The following is a 17,241-nucleotide window of genomic DNA, read 5'->3' on the forward strand; positions in this document are numbered from 1 at the left end:
GTCGGAGGGCGCCCCCAAGTGTGCTGCTTCTACGGAACCTTGACCCACTGTGCCTTGGACGGCGTGCCCTGGTCGTCATCGACGAACAGCATGTACCAACCGGACTGCACCAGATTCCGGCTCTTCGGCACCGTCACAGTGATCTTGTTTCCGGACGTCTTGAAGTCCAGCGCGATGGAGCGCTGATCCACGTCCGTCACATGCGTGGACGCGCTCGGGCGGATCAGTCGGACCTTCTTGATCGTCGACGCGTGCTGCGAGGTGAACGTCCCCGACGCGCCGCGCGCGATCGTCTGTGGTCCGCCCGACAGGGACGGCCGTGAGTCCCGGTACAGATACGGCGGCGTGTAGATCTCGATGCGCTGCTCGAACTTGCCCGGCTTGGTGTTGGCCTTGTCCTCGTACAGCGAGTCGGACCCGAAGAACATGATCCGCCCGTCGGGCAGCAGGATCGACCCGGAGTGGTAGTTCCGGCCCACCAGGGGGTCGGCCACCCTGGTGAAGCTGTTGCTGTCCGGGTGGTAGAGCCGCGCCTGGAGGATGTTGGAGTCGCCGCGGCCCCGGTAGTCCTCCGAGCCGCCCGACACCAGCACGCTGTCGTCGGGCAGGACCGAGGACTGCGGGTAGCGCGTGCCCTTCTCCAGCGTCGGCCCGTCCACGAACCTGGGGTTCGCGGACTTCAGGTCGATCAGCCGGGTCCTGTTGCTGGACAGCTTGGACTCGCCGACGCCACCGCCGCCGATGACCATGTACTTCTCGTTCTGCGCCGGAGGCAGCAGCACGGTCCCGGAGGTCTCCATCTCGCCCGCGTCGCTCAGCCCCGGCAGCTTGCTGAACTTGTTGGTGGTCACGTCCCAGATGCCCGGGTCGCGGCCCACGTTGTCGGGGCCGTAGCCCGCGTTGGAACCGGAGTAGAAGATCTTCCCGTTCTGCATCAGGAACAGCGCCGGGTAGGTCGGGAACTGCCGGATCTTCGGCGTGTACGTCCACTTCCTGGTCTTCGGGTCGAAGATCTCGTTCTTGCCCGGGACCAGCTGGCCGATGTCGTCGAGGCCGGAGACGCTGAGGATCTTGCCGTCGCTCAGGGTGGTGAGCGTCGGGTACCAGCGGGCCTCGTTCATCGGGTCGACCTTGATGTACTTCTCGGCGACCGGGTCGAACTCGTAGGCGTCCCGGATCCCCTGGAAGTCCTTCTTGTCGAGGGCGAGCTTCTGCGCGATGCCGTACGTGTTGCGCGCGTCGGCGCCGGTCAGGCCCTGCACCCGGTAGTTGTCCTGGGTGCCGGTCTCGTACTTGGAGCCGCTCTGCCTCGCCTCGACGTAGATACGGCCGAGACCCGGGTCGTTGCGCAGGAACGCGCCGGTGTCCGGGTCGAAGACCTTCTTCGCGCGCGGCACGAGGACCGGGTCCTTCGACACGAAGGTCTTGCCGTTCTCCTTGCCGGTGAACTTGGTCCCCGCGGGCAGCGTGATCGGCTTGTCCGGGTTCTCGTTGTGCACCACCATCAGGCCGCCGGCCTTGGTGACATCGCCCTTGAGCTTCTCGTACCGCCTGGTGCCGCCGGCGATCAGCAGATTGCCGTTGGACAGCTGGGTGTGGCCGGTGCAGAACAGGTCGGCGGGCGTCGGCACCTTCTTGATGGTGCCCTTGACCGGGTCCCAGATGCGGGTGTCGAACTTCTTCGCGTCGAAGTTGTCCTGGTTGTTGCCCGACCCCGCGATCAACAGCACCTTTCCCGTGTGCAGGAGCGCCGCGTGGATGGTGTCCTGGCGGTACTCCTTGGGGAACTCGATGATGTCCCAGTGGCCGTTCTCGGCCTTGTACTCGGGTCTGTTGATCTTGTACTGGTGGTATTGCTCGGTTCCGAAGCGGTACAGCCAAGGACCGTTCATCCCGGCCAGCGCGAGTACCACCGCCGTGCCTATCGCAAGTCTGCGGGCGCGGCGGCGACCGGCACTGTCGTTCATTCCTTACGTCCCCCAAGTCCACCGAGCGCGATCTGCATGTTCTGGTCGTTGCCCCCGTTCGAGGCGGCCCAGCTCGGCCGTTGCTGCGGCGCGTGCGGAGCGTGCGGCGGCGGGGCCGCCGGGGCCGGGGGCGGAACCGCGTCCTGCGGCTCGGTGACCACAGGATCGGCGGGCTTCTTCTTGTCCTGGCGCAGCGCGTGGCGCCAGGCGAAGATCGGAGAGGCGGTGATCAGCATGGCGAAGACAGCCCAGGTGATCATCGCGGGGTGGGAGTGCCCGTACACGAAGCCGGCGGCGAGCGAACCACCGAAGACCAGGATGAAGAACCAGTGGATCCGGAAGGTCCCGAACAGCGTGTCGGGGCTGGCCGAGTCGCCCTTGGGCGTCACCACGAACTTGCTCTTGCGGCGCAGTACGGCGTCCATCAGCGACCGGGCGTAGATCGGCGCCGACAGCGCCGACATCACCATGCCCGCGACACCGCCGGAGCCCTCCGGCTCGTGCGGCGAGACGTTGTGGCGCCGGTTCCAGATGTACAGGCCGATCTGCAGCGCGGACGCGTTGCCGTAGAGCATCAGCCACACGGTCGGGTCGATGTTCACACCCGAGGCGCCCAGGCCCAGGAACAGCGCGCAACTCAGCGCGGCCAGAATCCAGTTGAGGGCGGACATCGGGTAGAAGATGATCATCATCGTGTAGTTGAAGAGCTTGCCGGGCGGCAGCGAGAAGAAGCCCTTCCAGTACTGCTTGAGGATCGTCTCGTACGTCCCGCGCGACCAGCGCATCTGCTGGGTGAAGAAGTCCGTCCAGGCGTTCGGGCCCTCGCCGACGGCCAGCACGTCCGGCGTGTACACGGAGCGCCACTTTCTGCCCGTCGCGGGGTTCTTGGCGCGGTGCATCTCGAAGCCGGTGGCCATGTCCTCGGTGATCGAGTCGTACAGGCCGCCGATCTGCTTGATGGCCTTGATGCGCACGGCGTTGGAGGTGCCGACGAACATCGGGGCGCCGTAGCGGTTGCCGGCCCGCTGGATCAGCGCGTGGAAGAGGAACTGCTGCGACTCGGCGGCCTTGGTGACGAACGTGTCGTAATTGCCGTACACCTGCGGGCCGATGACGAAGCCGACGTCCGGGTCGCGGAAGTAACCGAGCATCCGCTCCAGGTAGTTGGGCAGCGGCACATGGTCGGTGTCGACGGAGGCGAAGAAGTCGTACTCGTCGCCGTGCGCCTCCAGCCAGGCGTTGTAGTTGCCGTGCTTGGTCTTGGCGCGGTGCGGGCCCTTGGGCTGGTTCCAGTGCGCGACGCCCTTGCGGGTGAAGTGGTGCACGCCGAGGCGGGCGCAGACCTCCTTGACGGCCGGGTCGTCGCCCTCGTCGAGCAACCAGACGTGCAGCAGGCCCCGGTGACGCAGCTTCACGGCCGCTTCCAGGGTCTTCGTCACCATCTCCAGCGGCTCCTTGCCGGGCACGAAGGAGGTGAGGAAGGCGACGCGGGTGCCGGTCTCGGGCACGACCGGGACCGGGTCGCGGGCGACCAGGGTGGCGTGCGCGTTCGACAGCACGTTCATGCAGCGGAAGAACTCGATCAGACCGATCGAGACGAGCATGACGACGTCGAGGGCCGGCAGGAAGTCGTAGGCCGGGTAGTCGCGTTCGGTCCAGTGCTCCGGCTGGAGCAGCCAGGCGAGCAGGACCAGTGAGAGCAGCGGGGCCGCGCCCAGCATCAGCGCGGCTCGTACCCGGTGCGGCTCCTGTGAGAGCAGGGAGCGGTACTGCACCTTGTACGGCTTGTTGGGGTCCGGTTGGGTGAGGGGGCCCGCCAGCCGGCTGTAATGCTCGTAGTCGTATCTCGGCAGGGTCTTCTTTATCCGGCGGAATTGCCCGGTCCGGTGCGAAGGCATCCTCAGCTGGGTGGTCTGTGACGGGTCGAATTCCCGTCGGGCGCCGGACGGCGTCGACGTCATGAGTCATCCCCCCACACGCAGGTCACCGCGTGTCTGTCGGTTCCATTCGGCTGTCAGGTCCCCCTCGACCCGCACAGTCGCGTCAAATGGGCCACAGGCTCTCCACACCTTATAGACATGGACTGCGACCCTCCGGTTGCATGATGCCCCCCTCGGCATCCGTTCATGAACGGGGCCCCTTCTCCCCGCAGACCTGGCAACCGCTTACCTACCCCCCAAGTGCCGCGAAATCGCCGCAGCTTGAACAACCAGGGTTCTACGGTGTTCAGCATGATCGCAAGATGCGAAACGCGGTGTTTACCGGTCATACGCGTTCATTGTGGCGTGTGTGGGGATCTTGTGGATCAGTCGTGTCGGTCGTTGACAAGCGGGCACGGATGTTGCCGAAGTGGTCTCTTATGGCCTCCTCCGCACGTATGGAATCGCCGGACCGGACCGCGTCCAGGATCTCCCGGTGCTGGCGGCAGGTGACCTTCGGGTCCTGCGGTACGTCCAGCAGATCCCGCTGAACGCGGTGGAAGGCGTCCCAGAACGCCTCCAGCACCTCGCTCAGCAACACGTTGTCCAGCCCTCGGTAGAGGGTGGCGTGAAACGCTCGGTCGGTCTCGGCGAGGCCGGCTCCCTGTGCGGCCTCCTGTTCCATACGGACGACAAGACCCTCTAGTTCAATCAGGTCGGTTTCCGGCAGTCGTCCGGCCAGCCGGGCAACCAGTCCGCTCTCCACCGCCTCGCGCAGTTCGAGCAGCTGGAGCAGGGAGTCCTCGCCCCGGTAGTGCCCGGCGACCGTGCGGAAGGCCAGGCCCTCGATCATGGGTGCGAGGGTCATCGGGCCGACATAGGTGCCGAAGCCGTGCCGGATCTCGACGATGCCCATCGCCTGGAGCGCCTTCAGCGCCTCCCGCACCGAGTTCCGGCTCGCGCCGAGGAACACCATCAGCTCGGGCTCGGTCGGCAGCGGGGCCCCGGAGGGCAGCCGCCGCTCGACGATGAGCTTCTTGATCCGCTCCTGCAGGTCTCGGGCTGCCATGGCCAGAGGGTATCCGGCCAATCGGGAGGAGGCCCCGGTTCCGGCCATACGAAAGAACCCGGCCATGGAACCCGGCCATGCGGAAGGCCCCCTCGCGATGGCGAGGGGGCCTTCCGGTCGGTGCGCCGCCAGGGACTCGAACCCCGGACCCGCTGATTAAGAGTCAGCTGCTCTAACCAACTGAGCTAGCGGCGCCTGCTGACAACGAGAACTCTACCCGACCTCCAGGGGTGCTCCCGACCAACAGGGGAGGTCCCAGCTCCGGCCCTCCGCGCCGCCGAGGGGGCGCTCGGGCGGCCGTACATCATTCGGACCGTCAACATGCGCGTCGGGAAGACAGTTGGGAAACTGTGCAATGTGCACATTTGCGGACATTTGAATCAGGAATGTGAGGGGAATCGCATGGTGGCTCCGGTATTCGAGGAATTCGATCCCGTGAGCGACTGCGAATGCCCCGGATGCGTCCACTGGCGGCGGGTGGGCCCGCATCCTCTCGCCGGCCGCTTCGGCGGTCACCCGGCCGCCCGGCGCGCCCTGGTCGTGGCCGCCGCCGCGTCCGCCGCCGTCGGCGCGGGCCAGCCGGCCATGGCCCTCACCGCCTCCCATGCCCCCCACCGGCCCGGCGTCCCCGCGGACGGCGGCGCCGACACCCCGCAGGGCGGGGACTCCGACACCCCCCAGGGCGGCAGAGCGCCGCTGCACGGCCCCCGCGGGAAACCGGCGGGGCCCGTCTCCCCGGCCGACGCCCCGGCGACCACCCGTACGGACATCATCAACCGAGCCAAGACCTGGATCGCCGCGAAGGTGCCGTACAGCATGGAGGACTACTGGTCCGACGGTTACCGGCAGGACTGCTCGGGCTATGTCTCCATGGCCTGGGGACTGCCGGGGAACGAATGGACCGGCAGCCTCGGCGAGTACGGGGTGAAGATCGCCAAGGAGGAACTCCAGCCCGGCGACATCCTGCTGTTCCACAATCCCGACAACCCCGAGAAGGGCTCGCACGTCGTGATTTTCGGCGGCTGGACGGACTACACGCACACCTACTACACCGCCTACGAACAGACACCCCCGCACGCGCGCCGCCAGTCGACCCCCTACGCCTACTGGAGCAACTCCGACCGGTACGTCCCCTACCGGTACAAGGGAGTGACCAAGACCGCGGCAGGTGCGGAACCGGCCAGTACCACCAAGGCGGTGCCGTACCCGGGAGCGGAGTTCTTCGGCCCCGGGGCGAACAACGACTACGTCACCCAGCTCGGCCGGATGCTGATCGCCCGCGGCGCCGGCGCCTACTACACCAAGGGCCCGAGCCCCGTCTGGTCGGATGCGGACCGACGGGCGACCCAGGCGTTCCAGCAGGCCCAGGGCTGGACGGGGGCGGCCGCCGACGGCCTGCCCGGACCGGTCACCTGGGACCTGCTGACGACCGGGAAGGGCAAGAACATCCCGGCCGCGGCGGGCGGCACGGCCAAGACACCCGCGGCGGCCGGCACCGCCGGACGGCCCGCCTCGCACGGCGTCCCCGGCTATCCCGGCCGGAACCTGTTCCGTCCGGGGGAGGAGAACGAGTACGTCACCCAGCTGGGGCAGCGGCTGGTCGAGAAGGGGTTCGGCTCCTTCTACGCCACCGGGCCGGGACCGCGCTGGGGCGAGGCGGACCGGCGGGCGGTCGAGGCCTTCCAGCGCTCCCAGGGGTGGCGGGGCGGCGCGGCGGACGGCTATCCGGGCCCGGAGACCTGGCGGCGGCTCTTCTCATGACCCGGAACGACCACGGCGGGCCGTACGTCCCCATGCCCCCGACCGCCTGTCCCCGTGACCCCGACCCGCCTGTCCCCGTGACCCCGACCCGCCTGTCCCCGTGACCCCGACATGTCCGTCCCTGTGACCCGTCTGCACCACCCGACGACCCGTCTGTACCACCTGTTGTGACGCATCTGGCGCGGAGGCTGGAGGCACGCATGAGTACGACCACATCCCACTCGCCCGAGCCGGAGGGACCTCCCGAGGGACCGTCCCGTCCCGCCCGGCTGATCCAGAACGAGGCGACCACCGAGATCCCCGTCCATCTGCTGTTCCGTGACGACCCCGACCCGTCACCGGTGCCGCTGCGGACCGCGGTGGTGGCCCGCAGGCAGGGCACCGGCGAACAGCCGCGGCTCAGACGCCCGGTCCCCGCCAAGGCCCGGCCGGTCCCGGAGCTCGACCCCGACCTGTCCGAACGTCCGGCGCGGGTGCTGCCCGGGGCGGCCGGGGTGTTCGCCGGCGTCAGCGGGGTGGCCGGGTGTCTGGCCGCCTCCTGGTGGGCCGGCGTGCTGCCGTCGCTCGCCGTGGAGGCGCTGCGGCTGCCGGCCTACGCGGGTGCCGGTGTCGGCCCGGCCCAGTGGGCGGCGTACGCCGGGGCCGGGGCGCTCGGTCTCTTCGGCTTCGGCGGCCTGGCCCGGGGCACCACCGGGCGGGCCTGGGTGCTCGGACTGTTCGGCCGCTACCGGGGGACGGTCCGGCGCACCGGCCTGCTCTGGGTCAATCCGCTGGTGCTGCGCCGCCGGGTCGACGTACGGCTGCGGCACTGGCGCAGCGAGCCGATGCCCGCGGCCGACGGCAACGGGGTCGCGCTGCGCGTGGTGGTGCTGGTGGTGTGGCGGGTGCGGGACACCGCGCGGGCCGCACTCGGGGTCGAGGACCACGAGTCGTATCTGCGCGAGTGCGTCGAGGCCGCGCTGGCCCGGGTGCCGGTGGAGATGCCGGGTGCGTCGAAGGGTGCCGTGGAGGTGGCCACGGACGCGCTGACCCGGATGGTCGTGGCGGACGCGGCGCCCGTCGGGCTGGAGGTGTTCTCCGTGCAGCCCGTCCGGGCGGAGTACGCCCCGGAGGTGGCCGCCGCCATGCACCGCCGCCGGATCGCCGCGCTGGACGCGCAGCAGCGGGCCACCATGCTCAGCTCGGTCGTGGACTCGGTGGAGGACACGGTGACCCGGCTGACGATGCGCGGACTCGTCGAACTCGACGACTACGAGCGCAAGGTGCTGGTGCGTGACCTGACCGTGGCGTTCTGTTCGGGGCGCGGGGAGGCCGCGCCGTGATTGGTATGGACATGTTCAACTAACGGCAATAATCTGGGACTTGGTCTAGACCTGCACAGCTCACTGAACTTCCCCCACGTTCTCCAGGAGCGGCAGCATGCGCACAAAGACCAAGTTGTCCGCAGCCGTGCTGGGCGTGGCAACCGCCGGAGCCTTCGTGCTCTCCACCGGCGGTGCCAGCGGGCACGGCTACACCGACCTCCCCATCAGCAGGCAGAAGCTCTGTCAGAACGGCACCGTGACCAACTGCGGCGACATCCAGTGGGAGCCGCAGAGCGTCGAGGGCCCCAAGGGCTTCCCGGCGGGCGGCCCCGCCGACGGACAGCTCTGCAACGGCGGGCTGAGCCGGTTCGCCCAGCTCAGCTCGCCCAGGACGCCGTCCGGCGCGGCCTGGCCGACGACCAGGGTGACGGGCGGTCAGAGCTACACCTTCCGCTGGCAGTTCACCGCCATGCACGCCACGACCGACTTCAAGTACTACGTCACCAAGCCGGGCTGGAACCAGAACCACGCCCTGTCCCGCTCGGACCTCAACACCACACCGTTCCTCACGGTCCCCTACAACGGGCAGCGCCCGCCCTCCACGCTCAGCCACAGCGGCACACTGCCGTCCGGCCTGAGCGGTCATCACGTCATCCTCGCGGTCTGGACGATCGCCGACACGGGCAACGCGTTCTACGCCTGCTCGGACGTCACGTTCTGACCCCGCCTCGGGAGGGTTCCGCGTGTGCCGGCGCCACCGGTTCCGGCCCGGCCGCCGGCGCACGTGGGCCCTGCCGGGGTTCTGAGCTTCCCTTGAGACACTTCCGCAGGTGGCGGGGGTAGGTTCCCGCCACGCCGATCGTCCGGTCGGCGTACCGACCTCGGGGGACCTCATGGAAGTTCTGTTCTACGTCATACCCGTCATCATGATCGCCGGCGTGTCCGTCCTGGCCGTCAGGACGATCGCCCGCTCCCGGCAGATCAGCGGCGCCTGGAACCACGGCCTCACGGCCGAGGCGCGCTGTCTGCGGTCGTACACGACGACCAGCGGTGGCGCCGGCGACACCTCCGTGAGCACCACCCTGCACCATGTCTACGAGTTCACCACGCGCGAGGGGCGCACCGTCCGGTTCGACGAGCTGAACGGCCCCTCGACCGTGATCGAGGGCGACATCGTCACCGTGCACTATCTGCCGGACCACCCGGAGCGGGCCACGGCCCACCCCCCGGCCCGGGGGAAGCTCGCGGTGGGCACGGGCTGCATGCTGGTCTTCTTCGGCGTGTTCGTCGCCTTCTGCCTCGCCTTCATGGCCATGGCCCATGTGATCTTCGCCGAGTCGGACGGTCTGCTGCCGTAGCGGGACTCCACATCTGACGGTACGTCAACTACCGTGCCCGTCCATGGAGGACCGGAGGGGCACGGTTGCGGAGCTGGTGGCGGCGCGGTGGGGCGACCACCGGCCGGGGCTGTGGTTCGAGGACCAGGCGCTGACCCACCACGAGGCGGCCGCCGGTGCGGCCGCCCGGGCGGCGCTCCTGGCGGACCTGCTGCCGCGCGCCGCCGAACCGCACGTCGGGGTGCTGCTCGACAACACCCCCGAGTTCCCGCTGTGGCTGAGCGCGGCCGCGCTGGCCGGCGCGGCGGTCGCCGGGATCAACCCCACGCGCCGGGGCCCGGAACTGGCCCGCGACATCCTGCACTCCGAGTGCCCGGTCCTCGTCACCGAGAAGGCCCGGCTGCCCCTCCTCGACGGCCTCGACCTGCCCGGGGTACGGCTCCTGGTGACCGACACCCATGCGTACGACGACCTCCTCGCCGGGTACGACGGCGCCGTACCCGACCCGGCCCGCGCCGGGCCCGCCGACCGCTTCCTGCTCTATTTCACCTCCGGCTCCACCGGCGCGCCCAAGGCCGCGATCTGTTCCCAGGGCCGGCTGGCCGCGGCCGGACGCTCGCTCGTCGAGCAGTTCGGCGTCCGCGCGGACGACGTGCACTACATCTGCATGCCGATGTTCCACGGCAACGCGGTGATCGCGGACTGGGCGCCCGCGCTGGCGGCCGGGGCGGGGGTGGCGCTGCGGCGGCGGTTCTCGGCGTCCGGGTTCCTGGCGGACGTACGGCGGTACCGGGCGACGTACTTCACCTATGTCGGCCGGGCGGTCCAGTACCTCCTGGCCACCGAGCCGCGTCCGGACGACCGGGACAACCCCCTGCGCATGGGCTTCGGTACCGAGGCCGGGGCGGTGGACGCGGCGGCGTTCGAGCGGCGGTTCGGGGTCCGGCTGGTGGAGGGATACGGGTCGTCGGAGGGCGGGGCGGCCATCCAGTGGGCGCCGGGGACTCCGGCGGGGGCGGTGGGTCCGGCCGGGCCCGGCCTGATGGTGTGCGATCCGGGTACGGGGCGGGAGTGCCCGGTGGCCGCCTTCGATGCCGCCGGACAGCTCCTCAACGGTGAGGAGGCCATCGGGGAGCTGGTGAATCAGGGGCCCAGCCCCTTCGAGGGGTACTGGCGCAATCCGGCCGCGGAGGCCGAGCGGCGGCGGGGCGGGGCCTACTGGACCGGGGACCTCTTCTACCGGGATGCCGAGGGATATCTGTACTTCGCCGGCCGCAGCGACGACCGCATCCGGGTCGACGGGGAGAACCTGGCCGCCGCGATGATCGAGAACATCGTCGCCCGGTACGAGGGGGCGGTGGCCGTCGCCGTGTACGGGGTGCCGGATCCGGTGACCGGGGACCAGGTGATGGCGACCGTGGCCGGGCGGTTCGACCCGGGGTCCTTCGCGGAGTTCCTGCGGGCCCAGCCCGACCTCGGGACGAAGATGGCGCCCCGGTTCGTCCGGGTGGTGGAGCGGATGCCGGTGACGGCCACCAACAAGATCGAGCGGGCGCGGCTGCGGCGCGAGGGGTTCCGGTGCGCCGACCCCGTGTGGTGGCGACCGCCCGGGGAGGCCCAGTACCGGAGGCTGACCAGGGAAGACGTCGAGGGGCCCCTCGCTGCTGCGAAGGGCCCCTTCAGATGTGCGCCGCCAGGGACTCGAACCCCGGACCCGCTGATTAAGAGTCAGCTGCTCTAACCAACTGAGCTAGCGGCGCATGACTCCCGCCATCCGCTCTGCGCGGCTGGCGACGAATAAAATACTACCTGGTCCGCAGGGGTGCTCGTGACCGGTCCGTCCCGGGCTAGATCGCGAGCGACAGGAGCACCGGCGCCGCGTTGCGGTTGAGGGCGTCCGCCGCACGCTTCAGCCGGTGTGCCTGCTCCAGCGGCAGGGACAGTGCCAGGCAGCCCACCGAGGAACCCGCCGTGATCGGCACCGCCGCGCACACCGTGCCGACCGCGTACTCCTGGAGGTCCAGGACGGGCACCGTCGCCGGCTGGGACTCCAAACGGGAGAGCAGAAGCTTGTCGCTGGTGATGGTGTGCGAGGTGAGGCGGGCCATTCTGTGACGGGAGAGGTGGTCGCGGCGGGCGTTGTGGTCGAGCTGGGTGAGCAGGCTCTTGCCGATCGCGGTGGCGTGGGCGGAGGAGCGGAAGTCCACCCACTCGTTGACCGCGGGCGTGTCCGGGCTGTCGGCGTACTGGCCGATCCGCACCTCGCCGTCCACGTACCGGCTCAGATACACGGCGGCGCCGACCGAGTCGCGCAGCCGGTCCAGAATCTGCTGGAGCTTCTCGGTGAGCGCCTGCTCGCGGCCGTGGGCGGAGCCGAGGCGCCTGAGGGTCTCCCCGGTGACGTACGCGCCGTCGGTGATCTGCTCCACGTACCCCTCGCGGCGCAGCATGCGCAGCAGCGCGGTCAGGCGCTCGGGGTCCAGTCCGGTGCTGTGGGTCAGCTCCGTGTCGGTGATGCCGGTCGAGTGTTGTGCCACGGTCTCCAGGACGCGCAGGGCGTCCTGGGCGGAGTGGTACGGGGCGGTCGGCTCGTGCATCAGCGCCACGGTGGTCCCCCCTGCGCTCGCTCTTTGGCCGTAGTCCGGACGGCGAATCTTCTCCACGATAACCGGCAAGAGCCGTATGTGGAGAGTGCGTTGGTCAGAATCTGACGCTCTCAGCTGCGACGCAGGCACGCTGGCATATGCCTTCGTCATGACCCGGCGTCGAGACCTCGGGTGTTCGTGCGTTCACTTCCCGTAATCACAGCACGGCGCTGAGGAATTCCCGGGTCCGCTCCTGCTCCGGATCGCTGAAGATCCGCTCCGGCGGACCCGTCTCGACGATACGCCCCGCGTCGAACATCAGTACCTGGTCGGAGATGTCCCGGGCGAAATTCATCTCGTGGGTCACACAGAGCATGGTGATGTCGGTGGAGCGGGCGATGTCCCGGAGCAGATCGAGGACACCCGCGACCAGCTCGGGGTCGAGCGCGGAGGTCACCTCGTCCAGGAGCAGCACCTTGGGCCGCATCGCCAGGGCCCGTGCGATCGCCACCCGCTGCTGCTGGCCGCCGGACAGCTGGGTCGGGCGGGCGTCGCACTTGTCGGCGAGCCCCACCATGTCCAGCAGCTCGCGGGCGCGGGCCTCCGCCTCGTCCTTCGACAGGCCGAGGACGGTGACCGGGGCCTCGGTGATGTTCCGCAGCACGCTCATGTTCGGGAACAGATTGAACTGCTGGAACACCATCCCGATCTTCTTGCGGACCTCCCGGACCTGCTTCTCGGGCGCCGGGAAGAGTGGCTGTCCGTCGACGGTGATCGTGCCCTCGTCCGGCTCGGTGAGGGTCATCAGCAGCCGCAGGATCGTGGTCTTGCCGGAGCCGGAGGGGCCGATCAGGGTGACGTGCCGGCCCGCCTGAACGGACAGGTCCAGCCGGTCCAGGACGATGTTGTCCCCGAACCGCTTGGTCACCCCCGCCAGCCGGATCAGCTCGGACGGACGGGTGTCGGTGGCGACTGGCTGCTTACTGGTCTCAACGGACAAGGCGACGCTCCAGGGTGCGCAGAAGGAGGGAGGCGAGAGAGGAGACGACGATGAAGGCCACGCCGATCACCGTCACCGGCTCGGTGAACTGGAAGTGCTGCTGGGAGAAGAGCCGCGCCCGGCCCAGCATCTCCAGCACGGTGATCGACATCAGGATCGGTGTGTCCTTGAGCATCGCGATGACGTAGTTGCCGAGCGGGGGTACAACCCGGCGCAGGGCCTGCGGCAGGATCACCACCGCCCAGGTCCGCCGCACCGGCAGACTCAGCGCCGTCGCCGCCTCCCACTGCCCGGCGGGCACGGCCTCGATGCCGGCCCGGTAGACCTGCATCGTGTACGTCGAGTAGTGCAGCCCGATCGCGAAGACACCGGTGGTCAGCGCGGAGAAGGTCAGGCCCCACTCGGGCAGCACGTAGAAGAGGAAGAACAGCTGCACCAGCAGCGGGGTGTTGCGGACGAACTCCGTCACTGCGCCCACCGGCCAGCGCACGAAGCGGGTCGGCGTCCGCATCAGCAGTGTCCAGACCAGCCCCAGGGTGAACGAGATCAGCGAGCCGAGGACCAGCGCCTGCAGGGTGACCAGCAGGCCGTCCCAGAAGTGCGGCATGAACTCGCGTACGGCACTCCAGTCCCACTTCACGCGACACCACCGCCCGCCGCCCCGACCCCGGTCGTCCGCGCGCGCTTCAGCTCACGCGCCGAGGATTCCGTCCCGGGATCCTTGCCGATCCCGGCCTTCAGTCGTTTCTCCAGACCGCGCATCAGCCGGGTGATCACGAACGCGATCGCGAAGTAGATCAGCAGCAGATAGGTGTAGATGTGCGCGCTCTCCTGCAGCGCCAGCCGCACCAGGTTGCCGCTGAACGCCAGGTCGCCCATGCCGGTGATCGACACCAGGGCGGTGCCCTTGAGCAGCTCGACCAGCAGGTTGCAGAAGGACGGGATCATCTCCGGCACCGCCTGCGGCAGCAGGATCAGCCGCAGCCGCTGCCAGGGCGTGAAGCTCAGCGCGACGCCGCCCTCCCGCTGCGCCGGGTCGACCGCGGTCAGCGCGCCGCGCACGATCTCCGCGCCGTACGCCCCGTAGGTCAGCCCGAGCGCCAGCGTGCCCGCCCACAGCGGCACCAGCTGCCAGCCGAAGGCGACCGGCAGCACGAAGAACACCCAGAAGATCATCACCAGGGCCGAGGTGCCGCGGAACACCTCGGTGTAGAAGCCGGCGAGAAAGCGGACGGTCCGCAGCCGGTGGGTGCGGGCGACGCCCACGGCGAAGGAGACCGCCGTGGCCAGCAGGGCGCTGAGCACCAGCAGCTGGAGGGTGGTCCAGACTCCTTCGAGTACGAGTTTCCACAGGCCCGTGGTCATCCGCCGCACAGCTCCTTCGCGGTGAGGTCGGTCATCTCGGCCTCGGTGAAGCCGAACGGCCGCAGGATCCGGAAGAGTTCGCCGCTCTTCTTCAGCCGGCGCAGCTCCACGTTGAAGGCGTCCCGCAGCCGTGTCTCGGCCGACCGGAACGCGAACGCGCCCCCGTCCACATGGGGTTGGCCCTCGACGAGCGGGGCGAAGGCCTTGGTGGCCTCGGCCTTGGCGGACTTCTTCACGACCTCGCGGGCGGTGAGCGCCGTACCGGCGAACACGTCGGCGCGCCCGGCCTCCACGGCGTTCAGCCCGGCGACCTGGTCGGGGACGATCAGGATGTCGCTCTCCTTGTACCCCGCCTCGACGGCGTACTGGATCTCGGCGTATCCCGTCCCGGTCGCGAACTTCGCCTTCTTCGCCACGACGTCCTTGTAGTCGTGCAGGTCCATCGGATTGCCCTTGCGCACGATGAAGGAGTCGAGCATCTGGTAGTCGGGATCGGCGAAGATCACCTGCTCGCAGCGATCGGGATTGACGTACATCCCCGCGGCCACGACGTCGAACTGCTGGGAGTTCAGTCCGGGGATGAGCGAGCCGAACTCGGTCGGCACCGGCTGCACCCGGTCGACTCCGAGCCGCTTGAAGACGGCCTTCGCCAACTCCGGTGCCTCGCCCGTGAGATGGCCGTCCTTGTCGATGTACCCGAAGGGAACCTCGCCGGCGATCCCGAGCCGTACGACACCCTGGGCCCGGAGCCGGTCGAGCAGGTCGCCGCCGTTCGTGCCGGCCGCGGTGGCCACGCGCGCGCAGCCCGCGGCTCCCAGCGCGCCGAGGCCGCCGAGCGCGGCGAGCACCGACCGCCGTGAGTGTCCGGACCCGGGCGGGGGCCCGGCTGTGCGCTGCCGTCTGCCAAGTCGTGGAGCCATGGCGGCGCGGCTACCCGGGACCAGGCCCCTTATGCATCGCAAACCTTGTGCATCGCAAACGGGGGGAGGCCCCGGGGGCCCCGCTCAGTGGCCCGGCACGTATCCGCGCCGCTTGTCGACCACGTTGACCAGGGGTCTTCCCGCGGCCCAACGCTCGAACAGCTCCACGAACTGCACGCCGAGTTCGTCGTGCCGGCCGACCGCGTCGCCGCTCATGTGCGGGGACACGATCAGACCGGGGACCCGCCACAACGGGCTTTCAGGGGTGAGGGGTTCGTCGGCGAACACGTCCAGGGCCGCGCCCGCGATCCACCGCCTGGACAGGGCCTCGGCGAGCGCGTCCTCGAGGACGAGACCGCCGCGGCCGACGTTGATGAAGTGCGCCGAGGGCTGCATCACGCCGAAGCGGCGGAGGTCGAACATGCCCCGGGTCCGCTCGGTCAGCGGCGCCGCCGCGATCACCCAGTCCGCGCGGGACATCAGCCGGTCCAGGTCGTCGGGGCCGTGGATGCCGGTGCGCGGGACCCGTCCGACGAGGGCGGCGGTGACGTCGAGGGCCTTCAGCGTCCGGGCGATCGTACGGCCGACGGGCCCGGAGCCGACCACGCACGCGCGCGTGCCCGCCAGCCGCCGGGTCTCGCGGTGCCACCAGGTCCGCTCCCGCTGGAGGTCCAGGGTCCGGGGCAGGTCCTTGGTGATCGCCAGGACCAGGGCGGCGACGTATTCGGCGACGGGCTGGTCGAAGATCCCGCGCGCGTTGGTCACCACGGTGTCGGAGGCGGCGAGCTCCGGGCACATCAGATGGTCGACGCCCGCGCTCGCCGTGTGCACCCAGCGTGGGCGGGGGCCCTCGCCCGGCCAGGCCGCGCGCACCGCGTGCGAGGCGAAGTCCCAGACCAGCAGGACATCGGCCGCCGGGAGGCGCTCGGCGAGGGCGGCCGCGTCCGTGTGTACGACGCGCGCGCGGCCGGTGAGGCGGCCGAGGCGCGGGAGGGGGTCGGCGTCGAGCACGAGGAGGGTCGGCACGGGCGTCGGCAAGCGGTTCCTCCGAGCGGGAGAGAGTTGTCTGACATGCGCGGATTGACCACGCTCGCACCCGGGCCCACCCTCGTCAACACAAGCGTGCCCACGAGCCGTTGTCCTTCGGCGGTGTCCGCCAACCAGGTCACGCCGCGGGGCGGCGGCGCGGTGACTGGGTACCCGAGCCGTGGGGCCGTATCAGGCGTCGCCGGACGAATGCAGCTGGAGGGCTGGACATGACCGCACTCGGATTTCTCTACCCGGGCCGTTTCGCCGAGGACGACTATCCGCGCATCGAGCAGCTCCTGAGCGGCGGCATCCGGGTGGACGTGGTCCGTATCGACGTCGGCGAGGGCGCGTACCGGGTGGACGCGCTGCGGCGCACGGGCGAGCCGGAGCGGCTGGCCGCGGCGGTGGAGGAGCTGCGGCTGGCGGGGACGGAGACGGTGGTGTGGGCGTCCACCGCCGGCGGCTTCGTGTACGGCTGGGAAGGCGCCCGGGACCAGGTGCGCGCGCTGGCCCGGACAGCGGGCATGCCGGCCTCCTCGACGTCCTTCGCCTTCGTGCACGCGGCGCGGGAGATCGGGGTGCGGCGGGTGGCGGTCGGAGCGACGTACCCGGAGGACCTGACCTCCCTGTTCACGGACTTCCTGCGGGCCGGGGGCGTGGAGGTGACCGGGGTACGGTCGGCCGGGGCCGCGTCGGCGACGGAGGTCGGCACCTGGCGGCAGGAGGACGTCCTGACGCTGGCACGGGCGGCGGACCACCCGGAAGCGGAGGCGATCCTGCTCCCGGACACCGCACTGCGCACGGCCGGGTACGTCCCCCTCCTGGAGAAGTCCCTCTCCAAACCCGTCCTCACGGCGAACCAGGTCACGGCATGGGAGGCCCTGCGCCTCACGGACCGCCGGGTGAACGCCCCCGGACTGGGCACGCTGTTCACCCGAGAACCGGTCGTACAGGTGTGACGGCGTGTGGCCCGGGGGGCGGGAAT

Annotated in this window: 14 protein-coding genes, 2 tRNA genes and 1 pseudogene; 6 read left to right on the forward strand and 11 right to left on the reverse strand. The window is 69.9% G+C overall.

Features of this window, described 5'->3' with window-relative positions; genetic code table 11:
* Nucleotides 1–29 precede the first annotated feature (29 nt).
* The 4 genes from ACFY1J_RS00950 to ACFY1J_RS00965 form a co-directional block, all read right to left on the reverse strand.
* Nucleotides 30–1,967 carry a galactose oxidase-like domain-containing protein gene (locus ACFY1J_RS00950; protein ID WP_390730349.1) on the reverse strand — a complete coding sequence of 646 codons (1,938 nt, stop codon included), beginning with the start codon at nt 1,965–1,967 and terminating at the stop codon, nt 30–32.
* Nucleotides 1,964–3,928: a glycosyltransferase family 2 protein gene (locus tag ACFY1J_RS00955; RefSeq protein ID WP_390706785.1), complete on the reverse strand. Its 1,965-nt coding sequence runs from the start codon at nt 3,926–3,928 to the stop codon at nt 1,964–1,966. The genes ACFY1J_RS00950 and ACFY1J_RS00955 overlap by 4 nt, the downstream gene beginning before the upstream one ends.
* Before the next feature lie 304 nt (nt 3,929–4,232).
* Nucleotides 4,233–4,955 (reverse strand): FadR/GntR family transcriptional regulator, encoded by a 723-nt coding sequence (locus tag ACFY1J_RS00960; RefSeq protein WP_390706784.1) that lies wholly within the window; start codon nt 4,953–4,955, stop codon nt 4,233–4,235.
* Nucleotides 4,956–5,076: 121 nt separating this feature from the next.
* Nucleotides 5,077–5,150, reverse strand: a tRNA-Lys gene (locus ACFY1J_RS00965).
* A 207-nt stretch (nt 5,151–5,357) separates the two neighbouring features.
* Between ACFY1J_RS00965 and ACFY1J_RS00970 the strand changes: the two genes are divergently transcribed.
* From ACFY1J_RS00970 to ACFY1J_RS00990, 5 genes and pseudogenes are all read left to right on the forward strand, one after another.
* Nucleotides 5,358–6,716 (forward strand): peptidoglycan-binding protein, encoded by a 1,359-nt coding sequence (locus ACFY1J_RS00970; RefSeq protein ID WP_390706783.1) that lies wholly within the window; start codon nt 5,358–5,360, stop codon nt 6,714–6,716.
* 200 nt (nt 6,717–6,916) lie between these two features.
* The gene (locus ACFY1J_RS00975) at nt 6,917–8,038 is read left to right on the forward strand and encodes an SPFH domain-containing protein (RefSeq protein ID WP_390706782.1); all 1,122 of its coding nucleotides are present in this window, start codon (nt 6,917–6,919) and stop codon (nt 8,036–8,038) included.
* 97 nt (nt 8,039–8,135) lie between these two features.
* Nucleotides 8,136–8,741 (forward strand): lytic polysaccharide monooxygenase, encoded by a 606-nt coding sequence (locus ACFY1J_RS00980; protein ID WP_363295350.1) that lies wholly within the window; start codon nt 8,136–8,138, stop codon nt 8,739–8,741.
* Nucleotides 8,742–8,913: 172 nt separating this feature from the next.
* A complete protein-coding gene (locus tag ACFY1J_RS00985) occupies nt 8,914–9,378 on the forward strand; it encodes a DUF3592 domain-containing protein (protein ID WP_390706781.1) in 465 nt (154 codons plus the stop codon).
* Nucleotides 9,379–9,421: 43 nt separating this feature from the next.
* A pseudogene (locus ACFY1J_RS00990) lies at nt 9,422–11,078 on the forward strand (AMP-binding protein).
* Here ACFY1J_RS00990 and ACFY1J_RS00995 read toward each other — a convergent pair.
* The 7 genes from ACFY1J_RS00995 to ACFY1J_RS01025 form a co-directional block, all read right to left on the reverse strand.
* A tRNA-Lys gene (locus ACFY1J_RS00995) sits at nt 11,044–11,117 on the reverse strand. The pseudogene ACFY1J_RS00990 and the gene ACFY1J_RS00995 overlap by 35 nt on opposite strands.
* Before the next feature lie 87 nt (nt 11,118–11,204).
* Entirely contained in the window at nt 11,205–11,963 is a 759-nt protein-coding gene (locus tag ACFY1J_RS01000) for an IclR family transcriptional regulator (RefSeq protein WP_390706780.1), read from the reverse strand.
* Nucleotides 11,964–12,159: 196 nt separating this feature from the next.
* Nucleotides 12,160–12,942 carry an ectoine/hydroxyectoine ABC transporter ATP-binding protein EhuA gene (gene ehuA, locus ACFY1J_RS01005; RefSeq protein ID WP_390706779.1) on the reverse strand — a complete coding sequence of 261 codons (783 nt, stop codon included), beginning with the start codon at nt 12,940–12,942 and terminating at the stop codon, nt 12,160–12,162.
* Nucleotides 12,932–13,582, reverse strand: coding sequence for an ectoine/hydroxyectoine ABC transporter permease subunit EhuD (gene ehuD, locus ACFY1J_RS01010; RefSeq protein WP_390706778.1), 651 nt, complete (start codon nt 13,580–13,582; stop codon nt 12,932–12,934). Before ehuD ends, ehuA begins: the two co-directional genes overlap by 11 nt.
* Nucleotides 13,579–14,307: an ectoine/hydroxyectoine ABC transporter permease subunit EhuC gene (gene ehuC / locus ACFY1J_RS01015; protein ID WP_390706777.1), complete on the reverse strand. Its 729-nt coding sequence runs from the start codon at nt 14,305–14,307 to the stop codon at nt 13,579–13,581. The genes ehuD and ehuC overlap by 4 nt, the downstream gene beginning before the upstream one ends.
* On the reverse strand, nt 14,304–15,227 hold the full coding sequence (ehuB, locus tag ACFY1J_RS01020; protein WP_390706776.1) for an ectoine/hydroxyectoine ABC transporter substrate-binding protein EhuB: 924 nt from the start codon (nt 15,225–15,227) through the stop codon (nt 14,304–14,306). The genes ehuC and ehuB overlap by 4 nt, the downstream gene beginning before the upstream one ends.
* An 84-nt stretch (nt 15,228–15,311) precedes the next feature.
* On the reverse strand, nt 15,312–16,265 hold the full coding sequence (locus tag ACFY1J_RS01025; RefSeq protein WP_390706775.1) for a D-2-hydroxyacid dehydrogenase: 954 nt from the start codon (nt 16,263–16,265) through the stop codon (nt 15,312–15,314).
* Between the two features lie 218 nt (nt 16,266–16,483).
* Here ACFY1J_RS01025 and ACFY1J_RS01030 point away from each other — a divergent pair, with 218 nt between their 5' ends.
* Nucleotides 16,484–17,215, forward strand: a complete 732-nt coding sequence (locus ACFY1J_RS01030; protein ID WP_390706774.1) for a decarboxylase — start codon at nt 16,484–16,486, stop codon at nt 17,213–17,215.
* Nucleotides 17,216–17,241 lie beyond the last annotated feature (26 nt).

It is taken from the genome of Streptomyces sp. NPDC001406 (genome assembly GCF_042895285.1).
Classification (GTDB): domain Bacteria; phylum Actinomycetota; class Actinomycetes; order Streptomycetales; family Streptomycetaceae; genus Streptomyces.

Bases quoted from the DNA above. Each gene is read 5' to 3' on its own strand.
- ACFY1J_RS00950 (WP_390730349.1), bottom strand. From the start codon at position 1,967: ATGAACGACAGTGCCGGTCGCCGCCGCGCCCGCAGACTTGCGATAGGC.
- ACFY1J_RS00955 (WP_390706785.1), bottom strand. From the start codon at position 3,928: ATGACGTCGACGCCGTCCGGCGCCCGACGGGAATTCGACCCGTCACAG.
- ACFY1J_RS00960 (WP_390706784.1), bottom strand. From the start codon at position 4,955: ATGGCAGCCCGAGACCTGCAGGAGCGGATCAAGAAGCTCATCGTCGAG.
- ACFY1J_RS00970 (WP_390706783.1), top strand. From the start codon at position 5,358: ATGGTGGCTCCGGTATTCGAGGAATTCGATCCCGTGAGCGACTGCGAA.
- ACFY1J_RS00975 (WP_390706782.1), top strand. From the start codon at position 6,917: ATGAGTACGACCACATCCCACTCGCCCGAGCCGGAGGGACCTCCCGAG.
- ACFY1J_RS00980 (WP_363295350.1), top strand. From the start codon at position 8,136: ATGCGCACAAAGACCAAGTTGTCCGCAGCCGTGCTGGGCGTGGCAACC.
- ACFY1J_RS00985 (WP_390706781.1), top strand. From the start codon at position 8,914: ATGGAAGTTCTGTTCTACGTCATACCCGTCATCATGATCGCCGGCGTG.
- ehuC (WP_390706777.1), bottom strand. From the start codon at position 14,307: ATGACCACGGGCCTGTGGAAACTCGTACTCGAAGGAGTCTGGACCACC.
- ehuB (WP_390706776.1), bottom strand. From the start codon at position 15,227: ATGGCTCCACGACTTGGCAGACGGCAGCGCACAGCCGGGCCCCCGCCC.
- ACFY1J_RS01030 (WP_390706774.1), top strand. From the start codon at position 16,484: ATGACCGCACTCGGATTTCTCTACCCGGGCCGTTTCGCCGAGGACGAC.